Raw genomic sequence first — 16,124 nt, forward strand, 5'->3', positions numbered from 1 at the left:
CATGGAACAGATCATCCTATTCGGCCCGCTGCTGGGCGCCATCATCGCGGGCTTCGGCTGGCGGATTATCGGGGACGCGGGCGCACAGTGGGTGACGACAGGGCTGTTGTTCCTGTCGGCGCTGCTCAGCTGGATTGTCTTTTTCAGCTTCGACGGAACGACCCAGTACATCCACATCCTTGACTGGATCCAGTCGGGCGATCTGGACGTGGCTTGGTCGATCCGGCTGGACCGGCTGACGGCGATCATGCTGATCGTGATCACCACGGTGTCGGCTTTGGTGCACCTTTATTCCATGAGCTACATGGCCCATGACGAGAATTTCCGCGATGACGAGAGCTATCGACCGCGCTTCTTTGCCTATCTGAGCCTTTTCACCTTCGCCATGCTTATGCTGGTGACGGCGGATAACCTGGCGCAGATGTTCTTTGGCTGGGAGGGCGTAGGCCTGGCGTCCTACCTGCTGATCGGGTTCTATTTCCGCAAGCCGAGCGCCAACGCGGCGGCGATCAAGGCCTTCGTGGTCAACCGCGTGGGGGATTTTGGCTTCGCGCTGGGAATCTTCGCGCTGTTCTTCCTGACCGGCTCGATCAACTTCGACGACGTGTTCGCGGCGGCGCCCGAGCTGGCCAATACGCAGCTGACCTTCCTCTGGACGGAGTGGAACGCGGCGAACCTGATCGCCTTCCTGCTGTTCGTCGGCGCGATGGGGAAATCGGCGCAGCTGTTCCTGCACACATGGCTGCCGGACGCGATGGAAGGCCCGACGCCGGTGTCGGCGCTGATCCACGCGGCGACCATGGTGACGGCGGGCGTGTTCCTTGTCTGCCGGATGTCGCCGCTGATGGAATTCGCGCCCGGCGCGCTGGCCTTCGTCACGGTGCTGGGCGGCATGACGGCGTTCTTTGCCGCGACCGTGGGGCTGGTGCAGAACGACATCAAGCGCGTCATCGCCTATTCGACCTGTTCGCAGCTGGGCTACATGTTCGTGGCGGCGGGCGTCGGGGCGTATTCAGTGGCGATGTTCCACCTGTTCACCCACGCGTTCTTCAAGGCGATGCTGTTCCTCGGGGCCGGGTCGGTCATTCACGGGATGCATCACGAGCAGGACATGAGGAACTATGGCGGGCTGCGCAAGAAATTTCCCTATACGTTCTGGGCCATGTTGATCGGCACGCTGGCGATCACCGGCGTGGGCATTCCGCTGACCACGATCGGCTTTGCCGGGTTCCTGTCGAAGGACGCGATCATCGAAAGCGCATATGCGGGCACCGCCGGGGGCTTTGCCTTCTGGGCGCTGGTCATCGCGGCGCTGTTCACCAGCTTTTACAGCTGGCGGCTGATGTTCCTGACCTTCTGGGGCGAGCCGCGCGGCGACAAGCACACGCATGAGCACGCGCATGAAAGCCCGATGGTGATGGTGGCGCCTTTGGGTGTGCTGGCGCTGGGGTCGATCTTTGCCGGCATGATTTGGTATAATAGTTTTTTCGGGCATACCGACCAGGTGGCGAAGTTCTTTGGCGTGCCATACGCCGAGGAGCAGCACCACGAGGAAGGCGCCGGGGACCACGGTGAAGAAACCGCGGCGGCCGACGAGAGCCATGCCGAGGAGGGCGAGGCCCATGCCGAGGCAGAAGGTGGCTATGGCGAGGAGCATCACTACGTCTTTACGGGCGAGCCGGGCGAGGGCGCGATCTATGCCGCAGAGGGCAATACGATCCTGAACGACGCGCACGCGGTGCCAAAATGGGTCAAGGTCAGCCCCTTCGTGGCGATGATCATCGGGTTCCTGACGGCGCTGTGGTTCTACATCCTGAACCCGTCGATCCCCGGACGGCTGGCCGAAAACCAGCGCCCGCTGTACCTGTTCCTGCTGAACAAGTGGTATTTCGACGAGATCTACGATTTTGTCTTCGTGCGGCCCGCCAAGCGGTTGGGCAGCCTGTTGTGGAAGAAAGGCGATGGCAACGTCATCGACGGCACCATCAACGGGGTCGCGATGGGGATCATCCCGTTCTTCACCCGCCTCGCCGGTCGGGCGCAGTCGGGATACATCTTCACCTATGCCTTTGCCATGGTCATCGGGATCGCGGTGCTTGTCACATGGATGAGCCTTAGCGGGGGAGCGAACTAATGGAAAACCTGCTTTCCATCACCACTTTCATCCCTGCCATCGCGGCCTTCATCCTGGCGGTGTTCCTGCGCGGCGAGGACGAGGCGGCGCAGCGCAATGCCAAGTGGGTGGCGCTGATCGCGACCGGGCTGACCTTTCTGGTGTCGCTGTTCATCCTCTTTGATTTCGACCCCAACAACACCGGCTTTCAGTTCGTGGAAGAGCGCGAGTGGCTTCTGGGGCTGCAATACAAAATGGGCGTGGACGGGATCAGCATCCTCTTCGTGATGCTGACGACCTTCATGATGCCCATCACCATCGCAGCGTCGTGGAACGTGACGCACCGGGTGAAGGAATACATGATCGCCTTCCTTCTGCTGGAAACGCTGATGCTGGGCGTGTTCATGGCGCTGGACCTGGTGCTGTTCTACCTGTTCTTCGAGGCGGGGCTGATCCCGATGTTCCTGATCATCGGGATCTGGGGCGGTAAGGAGCGCATCTATGCCTCCTTCAAGTTCTTCCTCTACACCTTCCTTGGCTCGGTCCTGATGCTGGTGGCAATGGTCGCCATGTTCGCCGAGGCGGGCACGACGGATATCCCGACGCTGATGACCCACAGCTTCGGCTCTGAGACGTTCAGCCTGCTGGGGATCCAGATTGTGGGGGGCATGCAGACGCTGCTGTTCATCGCGTTCTTCGCCAGCTTCGCCGTCAAAATGCCGATGTGGCCGGTGCATACCTGGCTGCCGGATGCGCACGTGCAGGCGCCCACGGCGGGGTCGGTCGTGCTGGCGGCGATCCTGCTGAAGATGGGCGGCTATGGCTTTTTGCGGTTCAGCCTACCGATGTTCCCGGTGGGATCCGAAGTGCTGACGCCGCTGGTGCTGTGGATGTCGGCCATCGCCATCGTCTATACCTCGCTGGTCGCGCTGGCGCAGGAAGACATGAAGAAGCTGATTGCCTATTCGTCCGTGGCGCACATGGGCTACGTCACCATGGGGATCTTCGCCGCGAACCAGCAGGGGATCGACGGCGCGATTTTCCAGATGCTGAGCCACGGCTTCATCTCGGGCGCGCTGTTCCTGTGCGTGGGCGTGATCTATGACCGGATGCACACGCGGGAGATCGACGCTTATGGCGGGCTGGTGAACCGGATGCCGGCCTATGCGCTGATCTTCATGCTGTTCACCATGGCAAATGTCGGCCTGCCGGGCACCTCGGGTTTCATCGGGGAATTCCTGACGCTGATGGGGATCTTCAAGGTCAACACCTGGGTGGCGCTGGTGGCCACGTCGGGCGTGATCCTGTCGGCAGCCTATGCGCTGTGGCTTTATCGCCGGGTGGTGTTGGGCGACCTGATCAAGGAAAGCCTGAAGTCGATCAAGGACATGACGCAGCGCGAAAAGGCGATCTTTGCCCCGCTGGTGGTGATGACCCTGCTGCTGGGCGTCTATCCCAGCCTTGTGACCGACATTATCGGCCCCTCGGTCGAGGCGCTGATTTCCAATTATGAAACGGCCCTGGTCGACGCGGAGAGCGCGACCAAGCTGGCCGCTGCGACGGAGTAGTCCCATGCAGGCTGATCTGAATGTAATCCTGCCGGAGATCCTGATCTCGGTATACGCGATGGCGGCGCTTCTGGGCGTGGCCTATACCGGCAAGGATCGGTTCGCGCCGCTGCTGGTGTGGATCACGGCGGCGGTCTTCGTGGTGATGGCGGCCTGGATCGGGTTTTCGGGCGACGGCACGCGCACGGCGTTCGGCGGCATGTTCCAAGACGACGGGTTCGCGCGGTTCGCCAAGGTGGCGGTGCTGCTGTCGGCGGCGGCGGTGCTGCTGATGGGGCAGGAATACATGGCGCAGCGCGACATGCTGCGGTTCGAGTATCCGCTGCTGGTGGCGCTGGCGGCCGTGGGCATGATGATGATGGTCAGCGCGGGCGACCTGATGGCGCTTTACATGGGGCTGGAGTTGCAGTCGCTGGCGCTTTACGTCGTCGCCTCGCTGCGGCGGGACAGCGTGAAATCGACCGAGGCGGGCCTGAAGTATTTCGTGCTGGGCGCGCTAAGCTCGGGCATCCTGCTGTATGGGGCCTCGCTGGTCTATGGCTATACCGGCACGACGCTGTTTTCCGGAATCATCGCGTCGGCGGAAGGACAGGCGCCGCTCGGGTTGCTGATCGGACTTGTCTTCGTGCTGGCGGGGCTGGCCTTCAAGGTGTCGGCGGTGCCGTTCCACATGTGGACGCCGGACGTCTACGAGGGCGCGCCCACACCGATCACGGCGTTTTTCGCCACCGCGCCCAAGATGGCGGCGATGGCGCTCTTTGCCCGCGTAGCGCATGATGCGTTCGGCGGCGTGGTGGGCGACTGGCAGCAGGTGATCGCGGTGCTGTCGCTCTTGTCGATGTTCCTGGGCGGGATCGCCGCGATCGGGCAGACCGACATCAAGCGGCTGATGGCCTATTCGTCGATCGCGCATATGGGATACGCCCTGATGGGGCTGGCCGCCGGCACGGCGTTCGGTGTTCAGGCGATGCTGGTCTACATGGCGATTTACGTGACGATGAATGTCGGCACCTTCGCCTTTGTCCTTTCGATGGAACGCGACGGGCGGCCGGTCACGGATATCGCCAGCCTGAACCTTTATTCCCGGGCGCATCCGGGCCGGGCGCTGGCGATGCTGATCCTGATGTTCAGCCTTGCGGGCGTGCCGCCCTTCCTGGGGTTCTTCGGCAAGCTTTACGTGCTGCGCGCCGCTTATGATGGCGGGCTGGTCTGGCTGGCGGTGGCCGGGGTGATCGCGTCGGTGATCGGGGCGTTCTACTACCTGCGCATCGTCTTCTTCATGTATTTCGGCGAAGAGGGCGAGCCGCTGGAAGCGCGCAAATCGCCGGTGTTGTGGGGATTCCTGATGGCGTCGGCCGCGATCATGGTCGTGGGGATGCTGAACATGTTCGGCGTCGAGGCCATGGCGCAGGCGGCGGCGGCGACGCTTGTCGACTGAACCGCATCGCAGTCTGGAAAAAGGTGACGCGCCCTTGGCGCGTCGCTTTGTTTTTCGGGCGCCTTCGGCGGGAGTATTTATCGAACAATGAAAGAGCCGTGGCCAGAAGGATACGGGCGGCGGGTGCTGGACGAGGTGGACAGCACCAATGCCGAGGCGGCGCGGATCGCGCCGGGGCTGAGCGGCCCGGAATGGATATTGGCGCGACACCAGACGGCGGCGCGGGGGCGGCGCGGACGGCCTTGGGCCAACCCCGAAGGCAATTTCGCGGCGACGCTTGTGATGCGGCCCACCGAGAGCCCGGATCAGGTGGCGCTGCGGTCATTCGTGGTTTCGCTGGCGCTTTACGATGCCTTTGTCGCGGCAACCGGACGACCGTTGGGCTTTGCGCTCAAGTGGCCGAATGACGTGCTGTTGAATGGCGGCAAGGTGGCCGGCATCCTTTTGGAAAGCGCGGGCGCGGGCGGCGGTTTGAGCCATTTCGCCATCGGCATCGGGGTGAACCTGCGCGCGGCCCCCGAAGCGGACGCGGTGGAGCCGGGCGCGGTGCGGCCCGTCTCGCTCATGTCGGAGGCCGGGGTCGAAATAGACCCCGAAGAGTTCCTGGAGCTGCTGGCGCCGGCCTATGCCAAGCTGGAGACACAGTTCGCGACCTATGGATTTGCGCCCATTCGCGCGGCGTGGATGGACCGCGCGGCGCGCGTGGGCGACGTGATTACCGCAAGGACGGGGCGCGAGGAATTTACCGGCACGTTCGAGACGGTGGACGCGGGCGGCAATCTTGTTCTAACAGATGCCAAATCGCGCCACGTCATCCCGGCGGCGGACGTGTTTTTCTGACAAAAGAGAGGGGCGGCCCCCATGCTTCTGGCGATCGACTGCGGCAACACCAACACGGTTTTCGCGATCTGGGACGGGTCGGAGTTTCTGTGCACCCTGCGCACGTCGACCCACCATGCGCGGACGGCGGATGCCTATTTCACGTGGTTCTCGACGCTGGTGAAGCATTACGAGATCGACCTCGATATCACCGATGTCATCATCTCGTCCACGGTGCCGCGGGTGGTGTTCAATTTGCGCGTCTTTGCCGACCGTTTCTTTGGCTGCCGGCCCATCGTGGTGGGCAAGCCGGAATGCGCGCTGCCTCGCCAGCCACGGGTGGACGAGGGCACGCAGGTGGGGCCGGACCGGCTGGTGAATGCCGCCGGGGCCTATGATCTTTACGGCGGCAACCTGATCGTGGTGGATTTCGGCACCGCGACCACGTTCGACGTGGTGGCCGAGGACGGAGCCTATGTCGGGGGCGTGATTTCTCCCGGCGTCAACCTGAGCCTCGAGGCCTTGCACATGGCGGCGGCGGCCTTACCTCATATCGACGTGACAAAGCCGCAGAAGGTGGTCGGCACCAACACGGTGGACTGTATGCAGTCGGGCGTGTTCTGGGGGTATGTCGGGCTGGTCAGCGGGGTGACCGAGCGCATCCGGGCCGAGTACGAGACGCCGATGAAGATCATCGGCACGGGTGGCCTTGCGCCGCTTTTCGCGCAGGGCGACCTGCTGTTTGACGAAATTCGAGATGATTTGACGATGCATGGCCTGACGGTGATCCATGCCCATAACAAGAAAGGCTGATCGGGGATGAGCAGTGAGAGATTGACGTACCTTGCCCTTGGCGGGGCGGGGGAAATTGGCATGAACGCCTATGTCTACGGATACGGCGCGCCGGGCAAGGAAAGGTATATCCTTGTGGACCTTGGCGTGACGTTCCCGGACATGGATGGCACGCCGGGGGTGGACCTGATTTTCCCGGATATAGCCTGGCTGGAAGAGCGGCGCGACCAGTTGGAAGCAGTGTTTATCACTCACGCGCACGAAGATCACGTGGGCGCGGTGGCGCATTACTATGACCAGTTGGGCGCGCCGATCTATGCGCGGGCGTTCACCGCCAATATCGCGCGCCGCAAGATGGACGAGCATGGCCACCCCGAAAAGGCGGTGCAGACCGTGTCACCCTGGCCCGAGACGACCCAAGCCGGGCCGTTCACCGTGGGGTTCGCGCCGATCTCGCACTCGATCCCGGAAAGTTCCGGCCTGGTGATCGACACGCCGGCGGGGCGGATCGTGCATTCTGGCGATTTCAAGATCGACATGGAGCCTGTCGTCGGCGAGGCCTTCGACGAGGCGATGTGGGCCGAGATCGCCAAGCCGGGCGTGAAGGCGCTGGTCTGCGACTCGACCAACGTGTTCAACGCCCATGAGGGGCGCAGCGAAAGCACCGTGGGCCCCGAGATCGAGAAGCTGGTGGCGGGCGCCAAGGGCATGGTCGTGGCGACGACATTCGCCAGCAACGTGGCCCGCGTGAAGACGCTGGCCCAGGCCGGGGAACGGGCCGGGCGGTCGGTCTGCCTGTTGGGGCGGGCGATGCGGCGCATGATCGAGGCGTCGGTCGAGACCGGCGTGCTGACGGATTTTCCGCGCACCATCAGCCCCGAGGACACGCGCGACATCCCGCGCGAGAACGTGATGCTGATCGTCACCGGCAGCCAGGGGGAACGGCGGGCGGCAAGTGCGCAGCTGGCGCAGGGCAAATACAACGGCATTACGCTGAAGCCCGGCGATACGTTCCTGTTTTCGTCCAAGACGATTCCGGGCAACGAGCGCGGCGTCATTCGCATCATCAACCAGTTCAGCGAACAGGGCGTGGACGTGGTGGATGACAGCAGCGGGCTTTACCACGTGTCGGGGCACGCCAACCGGCCCGACCTGAAGACGCTGCACCAGATCATCCAGCCGCAATTCGTGATCCCGATGCATGGCGAGCACCGGCACCTGCGCGAGCATGTGAAGCTGGCGGGCGAGAGCAAGCTGCACGGGGTCCTGGCACCCAATGGCACGATGATCGATCTTTCGGGCAACCGCGCGGAGGTGGCCGAGTATGTCGAAACCGGGCGGACCTATCTGGATGGCTCGGTGAAGGTCGGGGCGCTGGACGGGATCGTGCGCGACCGGATCCGGATGGCGCTGAACGGGCACGTGACGATCAACGTGATCCTGGACGAGAGCGACGAGCCGCTGGGCGAGCCCTGGTGCGAGGTCATGGGGCTGGCCGAGACCGGCAGCAGCCGCGCGCCGCTGGTCGATGTGCTAGAAGAGGACCTGAGCCAGTTCATGGGGCGCGCCAAGCCCAGGACCCTGAGCGACGATGACGCGCTGGAGGACGGGTTGCGCAAGGTAGCGCGGCAAAGCGCGCAGGGCGAGATCGGCAAGAAGCCCGAAGTGACGGTTATTATCAGCCGGTTGTCGTAGTGCGCGCCGCCCGTGGCGTGGGCTTTCGCCCACCCTACGGGCGCGCTACGTTTCGATTCAGGGCCGTTGGGGCGGAAGGTGGATTTTCACCCACCCTACGTTTGGCTCAGGAAACCATGCGCTCGTCGAAGCTCTTGGCGATGAAGCTGGGCAGGTGGTCGCCCATGCCGACGGGGCCGGACTTGTCCTTATTGTCCTGCTTTTGTCCGCCGCGACCCCGCGAGGATTTCTTGGTGTCGCCCTGCGGTTTGTCCTGCGGCTTGGCGTCGGACTGGGCCTCTGACCCGGTGTCTTCGGTCTTTTGCGGGGCGGTGTCCTGTGCGTCGGGCGCGTCGTCGGACTTGCGGCGGCTGCGCGAGCGCCGCGGCTTTTTCGGTGCGTCGTCGGATGGCGCGTCGCCGGCGTCGGCCTTGGGCGCGTCATAGCCGGTTGGATTGTCCAGCTTGGGGATATCTTTCTGGATCAGGTTCTCGACCGCGCTGAGGGCTTTTTCGTCGCGCGGATTGCACAGGGTGATCGCCTTGCCGTCGCGCCCGGCGCGGCCGGTGCGGCCGATGCGGTGGACGTAATCCTCGGGGTGGCCGGGGACGTCGAAGTTGAAGACATGGCTGACCGAGGGCACGTCGAGGCCGCGCGCGGCCACGTCGGACGCCACCAGGATGCGCAGATCCCCGGCGCGGAAGCCGTCGAGTGTGCGCGTGCGCTGGCTCTGGTCGAGGTCGCCATGAATGGGCGCCGCGTCATAGCCGTATTTCTTGAGCGATTTGGCGACGATATCCACGTCCGTCTTGCGGTTGCAGAAGATGATCGCGTTGGTGAGCGCCTCGCCCTCGGCGTCGATCAGCGCGCGCAGCAGCTTGCGCTTTTCGCTGTCGGCGCGGTCGCGGCGCGAGGGTTTGAACATTGCCACGCCCTGTTCGATCGTCTCGGACGCCGTCGCCTGGCGGGCAACCTCGATGCGTTCGGGGCTCGACAGGAACGTATTGGTGATCCGCTCGATCTCGGGCGCCATGGTGGCGGAGAAGAAAAGCGTCTGGCGGGTGAAGGGCGTCAGGCCGAAGATGCGCTCGATATCGGGAATGAAGCCCATGTCGAGCATCCGGTCGGCCTCGTCCACGACCATCACCTTGACGTCCGACAGGATCAGCTTGCCGCGCTCGAAATGGTCGAGCAGGCGGCCGGGGGTGGCGATCAGGACGTCGACGCCCTTGTCGATGATCTGTTCCTGTTCCTTGAAGCTGACGCCGCCGATGAGCAGCGCCTTGGTCAGTTTCAGGTACTTGGAATAGGTGTCGAAATTCTCGGCCACCTGGGCGGCGAGTTCGCGCGTAGGGCAGAGCACGAGGCTGCGCGGCATCCGGGCGCGGGCGCGGCCGCGGGCCAGCATCGACAGCATCGGCAGCGTAAAGCCGGCGGTCTTGCCGGTGCCGGTCTGGGCGATGCCCAAGACGTCGCGGCCGTCGAGAGCGGGAGGTATGGCGCCCGCCTGGATGGGGGTGGGGGTTTCGTAGCCGGCTTCTTCGACGGCTTTCAGAACCTTGGGGTTCAGGCTCAGGTCAGAAAATTTTGTCATGTATGTCCACAGGTTTGCGGACACGATTCTGGCCCGCCATCTCGAATTGGCCCATAAGTGCAGGGCCTTGGTGCACTTCCCCTATCTGAAGGCCGGGCGTTGGTCAATGTGCGACGCCGCAGGACGGACAAAGTGCGATACCGAGGATGAATTGTGTGCGTCGCGGCAACAATCAAGGGGGGTCAGGCGAAATTCGGGAAATGCCGGGCGCGTTTGGCGTCCAGATCGAGTGTGACCGCGTGCAGGTGGCCGAGCGCGTCGAGCCGGGTGCGCAGGTCCGGGGCGGCGACGCAGACCTCCCAAAAGAAGGCGCGCAGGGCGTCTTCGCCGCCTTCGGATTCCAGCATGGAGAAGAGCTGATGCATGGTGAGGGCGGTCTCGGAATGCCTGGCGTTGGCGTCGAGGTCGGGCCTGTAGGAGCCGTGGTTGAGCCGGTAGCGAAACCGGGCCTGCCAGTCGTCCCAGCTGGGGGCGTGCAGGTGCACGAGCTGGCAGTCGAACAGGTCGAACGGGTTCGAATCGCGGGTCTTGCCGACAAAAGCGCTGTGAATGCGGATAGTGATATCGGGCTGGCCGGTGCGCACGAAGACCTTGCCGGCGACATGGCTGAGGAAGCCGCCATTGAGATGTTCGCCATAGCGCGGGTAAAGCGTGGCGGTCTGTTCGCGCCGGATGCGCAGGATCGGGTCGAAGCCCTTGCACCAGATCTGGCCGGGCGGCGGCGGGTCGGTGGGGTCGGGCTGCATTGCCTCGATCGGGCGCACGCGGGCCGACAGGATACCGGGCGGGATCGCGGCCAGTTGGGGGACAAGGGGTCTAAGTGGTTGCAGGAATTCGTCCACGTCGGTGTGAAACAGCCAGTCCACTTGCGGATCGCGGGAATAGCAATGGGTCGCGTTCAGCACCTGCCGGTGCTGGTGGCCCTTGGGCCGACCTTTGGCGCGGCGGCGGCGTTTCCAGTAATTCTCGTCGGTCAGGATGACGCGGCACTTGGGGTGGCGTTTGAGCGCTGAGCGGGCCTGCGCCGTGTCCTCGTCCAGGTAGACGAACACCCGGTGGGCGCCCAGGTCGAGGTAGTGGGCGGCAAAATTCAGGATGTCCTGGGCGGGGGCCTTGATGGTGGCGACCACGCCCCATGTGGGGTCACTGCTCATGGCCGGAGCATGTGACAGGGGCGGTGCGCGCGCAAGAGGTCGGTGCCCCCGGCGGGGATATTTAGGGCCAGGAAAGATCAGGGGTCCTGTTACGTGGCCGTGTGGTGCGGCACGGGCCGGTACCCGGTGGCCAGCGTGGCGACGGTCGAGGCCGGGGTGAGCACGGTCGCGATCCCAGTGCCGCGGGGCAGGGCGGCGGTGTAGCCGCCGGGGGTGTAGCGCAGGAGGCGGTCGCCCCAGACAAGGTGCGGTGCATCGTTGTGCAGGATGAAGGCGCCGTCGGGCAGCGTTTCGAGGGCTGCCGTGTGGCGGACCTGGCGGCGCGTGCGGGTGACGCGGTCGCGGTGCATCAGGCGGTCCATCTCGGCCAGCGTCGCGGTGCCGTTTGCGGCGTGGAACCGTGCCACGAAGCGTTTAAAGTCCGGGCGGCGGCATTCGCCGCAAGGCCGGTGTCCGGCGGCGAGGGCCGTGGGTTCGTCAAGGAAGAATAGCTCGGTGTAGGCTCCGGGCTGCATCAAGGCACGGCGGCGACCCTTGAAGTTGAGCTGGCAGGTGACCCAGTGGGGATGCCGCCAGCGCGCCGTGCCCAGCCGCTGATCGGCGTCGTGCAGGATCCCCCGGTTTCCCATGAGGGTCCCGCGTTCCGGCGTGGCCGCGACCTCGCCCGTGGGCAGGACGCGGTTTTGCAGGGTCACACCATCATTTCCTTGGTCGCCGAAAGTTTGACGTCCGGGTAGTCGCGCTCGACGCGGTCGATGTCCCATTGCAGCCGAGTGAGGTAGACCGTGTCGCCGTCGTTATCGAGTGCGATGTGCTGCTTGTTGGCGGCGGTGAATTTCTCGACCGCCTCCTTTGGGCCGTGGACCCAGCGGGCGGAGGTGAATTGCGACGGCTCGAACCGGACGGGCAGGCCGTATTCCAGCTCGATCCTGCTGCCCAGAACCTCGAATTGCAGCTGGCCCACGACGCCGACGATGAAGCCCGCGCCCATCGTGGGCTTGAAGACCTTGGCGGCGCCTTCCTCGGCGAATTGCATCAGGGCCTTTTCCAGGTGCTTGGCCTTCATCGGGTCGCCTGCGCGGCAGTTTTGCAGTAGTTCCGGCGCGAAGGAGGGGATGCCGGTGACGCGAAGGGCCTCGCCCTCGGTCAGGGTGTCGCCGATGCGCAGCTGGCCGTGGTTGGGGATGCCGATGATGTCGCCGGCCCAGGCTTCTTCGGCCAGTTCGCGGTCGGAGGCGAGAAAGAGCACGGGCGCGGAGACGGTCATGGGTTTTTTGGAGCGCACATGGGTCAGTTTCATGCCGCGTTTGAAGTGCCCCGACGCCATGCGGACGAAGGCGACGCGGTCGCGGTGCTTGGGGTCCATGTTGGCCTGCACCTTGAAGACGAAGCCGGAAACCTTTGATTCCTCTGGTGAAATCTGGCGCGGCTCGGCGGATTGCGGCTGCGGTTCGGGGCCGTAAGTACCGATGCCGTCCATCAGTTCCTTGACGCCGAACGAGTTGATGGCGGAGCCGAACCAGATGGGGGTCATGTGGCCTTCGAGCACCGATTGCGGGTTGAGGCCGGGCAGCAATTCGCGGGCCATTTCAACGTCTTCGCGCAGTTTCTCGACCAGATGCGCGGGGACGTGGTCCTCCAGCTTTGGGTCGTCGAGGCCGTTGATGGCAATGGATTCCGCGACCTTGTTGCGGTCGGCGCGGTCCATCAGTTCCAGCCGGTCATTGAGCATGTCGTAGCAACCGATGAAATCTCGCCCGACGCCGATGGGCCAGGAGGCCGGCGTCACGTCGATCGCCAGCATTTCCTGAATTTCGTCAATGATGTCAAATGTGTCGCGGCTTTCGCGGTCCATCTTGTTGCAGAAGGTCAGGATCGGCAGGTCGCGCAGGCGGCAGACCTCGAAGAGCTTCTGCGTCTGGCTTTCAACGCCCTTGGCGCCGTCGATCACCATGACGGCGGCGTCGACGGCCGTGAGGGTGCGATAGGTGTCCTCGGAGAAATCCGAGTGGCCTGGCGTGTCGACGAGATTGAAGCGGAAGTCATTGAAATCGAACGACATTGCGGAGGCCGAGACGGAAATGCCGCGGTCCTTTTCCATCTGCATGTAGTCCGAGCGGGTGCGCCGTGCTTCGCCCTTGGCGCGGACCTGACCGGCCATCTGGATGGCGCCGCCGTAGAGCAGGAACTTCTCGGTCAGGGTGGTCTTGCCGGCATCGGGGTGGCTGATGATGGCAAAGGTGCGCCGCCGCGCGATTTCGGGCGGCAGATCGGGGCGATTTGGGACGGTATCCAACATGAGCGACGCTATAGAGGCGGCGCGGGGCGGGTGCAAGATTTGGGCGTCGGTATCGTGTCGGTATTCGGGTTGTATCGCGTCGGTGTCATTTTTGCGTGGCACGGTGATGCTGTGAGGACGTGGCGGGAGGCGAGATCCGGGAGCGGGACGCCGGTGGACCCGTCACAGCCCGCGTGGCATGATTGGAACATTGCGGGAACATCAACACAGGAGCCTGAGAGATGGACATGATGGACGTGGCGAAGGAACTGGTCGCCGGATGCCGGGAGGACCGGGCGCGGGAGAACCTCGATAAGCTTTACGCCCCCGACGCAGTGTCGGTGGAAGCCGCCGACATGGGAAACGGGCGCGAGACCACCGGGCTTGACGGGATCAAGGGCAAGCATGACTGGTGGGAGAGCGAAATGGAGATGCTCGACAGTGATATCATCGGTCCGCTGCCCCACGGCGATGACCGGTTCGCCGTGATCTTCCGGGTCAAGGTCAAGGAGAAGGCCACGGGCAAGGTAAGTGATATGGAAGAGGTTGGCGTCTATACCGTCAAGGGCGGCAAGATCGTTCGGGAAGAGTTTTTCTACGCAATTGAGTGAGGCGGATCAGCTTGTCGAGGCGTCCTTGAGGAGCCTCGCCATGTCGGGCTGGATGTCGGCCTCGTTCACCTCGAATTCCAGGTGGGCGCGGTTGCCGTGCCCGCCCACGGGCAGGGCGCGGGCCAGTTCGTCGTTGAGATCCTGCGGAAGGACCGCGCGGGTGCGTGGATCGACCAGCAGGGTCTCGGCGGCAATGCCTTCGGCATAGATGATCTGGTGGGTGTCGAAGAGCAGCTGGTAATATTCGACGAAGCCGCCCTCCTCTTGCACCACGGTGTCGCCGTTGACCAGATGTCGGGCGCGGATCAGCACCTCGGACCGGCCGGCGCCGAGCGCGTCGGAGCGTTGATAGACGAACAATCGGTGGTCGGGGCTGACCAGCAGGTCGCCGGTGTTGTTCATGACGCCCGCGCGGATGCGGATGGGGGAAAACTCTCCCACCGCGCGCACGGTGGACTGGCCGATCCAGCGCACCGGCTGGGGGCCGTCGTCGCGGGTGAGGACGCGGTCGCCGACCTTGAGATCCTCGATCGCGGTCTGGGCGCCGGAGGCCATGGTGATATGCGTGCCCTTGGAGAAGGAAACGCAGGCCACCTCGGCGAATTTCTGGCGGGCGTTGACGGTGTCGATGCCCACAAGGCTGTAGCCGGTGCGCGGTTTCAGCTGGGCCAGGGGATGAGCATAGACCTGGGCCACGTCACCGGCGGCGTCGACCTCGACCAGGATCAGGATCTCGGAGGTCTGGCCGTTGGCCGACATCATCGTCAGGCAGCTGTCGAGATGGACTGTGGCGCCGGGCGTGCCAAGGCGCGAGCCGTCCATGATGGTGAGCGCGTTGCCGTCTCCGGGGGCCAGCGACATGCGGTGCATGCGGGCGCTGACGCGCAGATCATAGGTGTCGTCGAGGTCGAGTTCGTCAGCAAAGGAGATGGAATCGCCCAGGTTAGCCCCGTTGATGACCGTGAAATCCGCCGCCCGAAGGACGGGGATGGCATAGGCCGGACGCTCTGGGCCCTTGGTCATGGTATTCCTTTGTCCTGTTGCAGTCCGTTGGCGGACCTGCGCTGCCCTGCTTGGGTGGCATAGCGTAGGATCATGGCATCGTGTGGTCAACATGGCGACGGGCGACGGGGTTTTGCTGGTCCTGAGGCCGGCGAGAGTGCTAACTGTGGCCGGAAATATCGGGAGTCTGTATCATGGACCTTGGAATAAAAGGTAAACGCGCGTTGGTCTGCGCGTCGTCGAAAGGGCTGGGGCTGGGCTGTGCCCGGGCGTTGGCGGAGGCGGGCGTGGACCTGGTGATGAACGCCCGCGGGGAAGAGGCACTGGAGGCCTCGGCGCAGGCCATTCGCGACGCGTTCGGCGTGGAGGTGATCACAGTGGCCTGTGACGTGACCACGCCGGACGGGCAAGATAAGGTGATAAGTGCCGCGGAAGGCGTTGATATCCTTGTGACAAATGCAGGTGGCCCGCCGCCGGGGAAGTGGACGGACTGGAACCGCGAGGATTTCATCAAGGCGCTGGATGCCAACATGCTGACGCCCATCGCGTTCATCAAGGCGCTGGTGCCGGGGATGATGGAGCGCGGCTGGGGCCGCGTGGTCAACATCACCTCGCAAAGCGTGAAGGCGCCGATCCCGGTGCTGGGGCTGAGCAATTCTGCCCGTGCAGGGCTGACCGGGTACGTCGCGGGCACGGCGCGACAGGTGGCGGGAAAAGGTGTGAATATCAACAACCTGCAACCCGGTATTCACGCGACCGACAGGGCCGATTCGCTGGACAAGGGCGTGAGCGAGGCGCAGTCGATCAGCATCGACGAAGCACGTGCGCAAAGAGCGGCGACGATCCCGGCCGGTCGTTATGGCACGGCCGAGGAATTTGGCGCGGCCTGCGCGTTCCTGTGCAGCCAGCATGCGGGGTTCATCGTAGGGCAGAACATCCTGCTGGACGGCGGCGCGATCAACGCCACGATGTAAACGGCGCGCACACGGGCGATCACGTTCGCGTCGGAATTCTCGAAGGGTCTGGCGCGGGTGCAGGGGCGCTGCTATCGGTTTGAGACTTGGACCGAAGAGGAGCGGCG

At 64.1% G+C, this 16,124-nt stretch carries 13 protein-coding genes; 8 read left to right on the forward strand and 5 right to left on the reverse strand.

All coding sequences use genetic code 11. The features are described 5' to 3' along the window. Nucleotide 1 precedes the first annotated feature (1 nt). The 6 genes from nuoL (at nt 2) to FIU86_RS07530 (ending at nt 8,425) form a co-directional block, all read left to right on the forward strand. Complete coding sequence (gene nuoL, locus FIU86_RS07505) at nt 2-2,134, forward strand: NADH-quinone oxidoreductase subunit L (protein ID WP_152474508.1); 2,133 nt, start codon at nt 2-4, stop codon at nt 2,132-2,134. Next, entirely contained in the window at nt 2,134-3,681 is a 1,548-nt protein-coding gene (locus FIU86_RS07510; protein WP_152474509.1) for an NADH-quinone oxidoreductase subunit M, read from the forward strand. Before nuoL ends, FIU86_RS07510 begins: the two co-directional genes overlap by 1 nt. A gap of 4 nt (nt 3,682-3,685) precedes the next feature. Next, entirely contained in the window at nt 3,686-5,119 is a 1,434-nt protein-coding gene (nuoN, locus tag FIU86_RS07515) for an NADH-quinone oxidoreductase subunit NuoN (RefSeq protein WP_152474510.1), read from the forward strand. Between the two features lie 87 nt (nt 5,120-5,206). After that, nucleotides 5,207-5,959, forward strand: a complete 753-nt coding sequence (locus FIU86_RS07520) for a biotin--[acetyl-CoA-carboxylase] ligase (RefSeq protein WP_152474511.1) — start codon at nt 5,207-5,209, stop codon at nt 5,957-5,959. A gap of 21 nt (nt 5,960-5,980) precedes the next feature. Further along, the gene (locus FIU86_RS07525) at nt 5,981-6,751 is read left to right on the forward strand and encodes a type III pantothenate kinase (protein ID WP_152474512.1); all 771 of its coding nucleotides are present in this window, start codon (nt 5,981-5,983) and stop codon (nt 6,749-6,751) included. Between the two features lie 6 nt (nt 6,752-6,757). Beyond that, nucleotides 6,758-8,425 carry a ribonuclease J gene (locus FIU86_RS07530; RefSeq protein WP_152474513.1) on the forward strand — a complete coding sequence of 556 codons (1,668 nt, stop codon included), beginning with the start codon at nt 6,758-6,760 and terminating at the stop codon, nt 8,423-8,425. Nucleotides 8,426-8,531: 106 nt separating this feature from the next. On the opposite strand, the gene FIU86_RS07535 is transcribed toward FIU86_RS07530, so the two are convergent. The 4 genes from FIU86_RS07535 to FIU86_RS07550 form a co-directional block, all read right to left on the reverse strand. Further along, nucleotides 8,532-9,998, reverse strand: a complete 1,467-nt coding sequence (locus FIU86_RS07535) for a DEAD/DEAH box helicase (protein ID WP_152474514.1) — start codon at nt 9,996-9,998, stop codon at nt 8,532-8,534. A gap of 182 nt (nt 9,999-10,180) precedes the next feature. Beyond that, nucleotides 10,181-11,152 carry a glycosyltransferase family 2 protein gene (locus FIU86_RS07540; RefSeq protein ID WP_152474515.1) on the reverse strand — a complete coding sequence of 324 codons (972 nt, stop codon included), beginning with the start codon at nt 11,150-11,152 and terminating at the stop codon, nt 10,181-10,183. A gap of 89 nt (nt 11,153-11,241) precedes the next feature. Next, nucleotides 11,242-11,847, reverse strand: coding sequence for a hypothetical protein (locus FIU86_RS07545; protein ID WP_152474516.1), 606 nt, complete (start codon nt 11,845-11,847; stop codon nt 11,242-11,244). Further along, complete coding sequence (locus FIU86_RS07550) at nt 11,844-13,451, reverse strand: peptide chain release factor 3 (RefSeq protein WP_152474517.1); 1,608 nt, start codon at nt 13,449-13,451, stop codon at nt 11,844-11,846. The genes FIU86_RS07545 and FIU86_RS07550 overlap by 4 nt, the downstream gene beginning before the upstream one ends. A gap of 221 nt (nt 13,452-13,672) precedes the next feature. On the opposite strand from FIU86_RS07550, the gene FIU86_RS07555 reads away from it, so the two are divergent. Next, nucleotides 13,673-14,041 carry a nuclear transport factor 2 family protein gene (locus FIU86_RS07555; RefSeq protein ID WP_152474518.1) on the forward strand — a complete coding sequence of 123 codons (369 nt, stop codon included), beginning with the start codon at nt 13,673-13,675 and terminating at the stop codon, nt 14,039-14,041. Nucleotides 14,042-14,047: 6 nt separating this feature from the next. On the opposite strand, the gene FIU86_RS07560 is transcribed toward FIU86_RS07555, so the two are convergent. Next, nucleotides 14,048-15,064, reverse strand: a complete 1,017-nt coding sequence (locus FIU86_RS07560; protein ID WP_152474519.1) for a Hint domain-containing protein — start codon at nt 15,062-15,064, stop codon at nt 14,048-14,050. Between the two features lie 173 nt (nt 15,065-15,237). Between FIU86_RS07560 and FIU86_RS07565 the strand changes: the two genes are divergently transcribed. Beyond that, the gene (locus tag FIU86_RS07565) at nt 15,238-16,017 is read left to right on the forward strand and encodes an SDR family oxidoreductase (protein ID WP_152474520.1); all 780 of its coding nucleotides are present in this window, start codon (nt 15,238-15,240) and stop codon (nt 16,015-16,017) included. The last annotated feature ends 107 nt before the right edge of the window (nt 16,018-16,124 follow it).

Origin of the sequence: Roseovarius sp. THAF9, from assembly GCF_009363715.1 — a bacterium.
Taxonomy (GTDB): Bacteria; Pseudomonadota; Alphaproteobacteria; order Rhodobacterales; family Rhodobacteraceae; genus Roseovarius.

Excerpts from the sequence above, each read along its gene's own strand:
- FIU86_RS07530 (WP_152474513.1), top strand. The coding sequence starts at position 6,758 with ATGAGCAGTGAGAGATTGACGTACCTTGCCCTTGGCGGGGCGGGGGAA.
- FIU86_RS07520 (WP_152474511.1), top strand. The coding sequence starts at position 5,207 with ATGAAAGAGCCGTGGCCAGAAGGATACGGGCGGCGGGTGCTGGACGAG.
- nuoN (WP_152474510.1), top strand. The coding sequence starts at position 3,686 with ATGCAGGCTGATCTGAATGTAATCCTGCCGGAGATCCTGATCTCGGTA.
- FIU86_RS07565 (WP_152474520.1), top strand. The coding sequence starts at position 15,238 with ATGGACCTTGGAATAAAAGGTAAACGCGCGTTGGTCTGCGCGTCGTCG.
- FIU86_RS07540 (WP_152474515.1), bottom strand. The coding sequence starts at position 11,152 with ATGAGCAGTGACCCCACATGGGGCGTGGTCGCCACCATCAAGGCCCCC.
- nuoL (WP_152474508.1), top strand. The coding sequence starts at position 2 with ATGGAACAGATCATCCTATTCGGCCCGCTGCTGGGCGCCATCATCGCG.
- FIU86_RS07525 (WP_152474512.1), top strand. The coding sequence starts at position 5,981 with ATGCTTCTGGCGATCGACTGCGGCAACACCAACACGGTTTTCGCGATC.
- FIU86_RS07550 (WP_152474517.1), bottom strand. The coding sequence starts at position 13,451 with ATGTTGGATACCGTCCCAAATCGCCCCGATCTGCCGCCCGAAATCGCG.
- FIU86_RS07555 (WP_152474518.1), top strand. The coding sequence starts at position 13,673 with ATGGACATGATGGACGTGGCGAAGGAACTGGTCGCCGGATGCCGGGAG.
- FIU86_RS07510 (WP_152474509.1), top strand. The coding sequence starts at position 2,134 with ATGGAAAACCTGCTTTCCATCACCACTTTCATCCCTGCCATCGCGGCC.
- FIU86_RS07560 (WP_152474519.1), bottom strand. The coding sequence starts at position 15,064 with ATGACCAAGGGCCCAGAGCGTCCGGCCTATGCCATCCCCGTCCTTCGG.
- FIU86_RS07535 (WP_152474514.1), bottom strand. The coding sequence starts at position 9,998 with ATGACAAAATTTTCTGACCTGAGCCTGAACCCCAAGGTTCTGAAAGCC.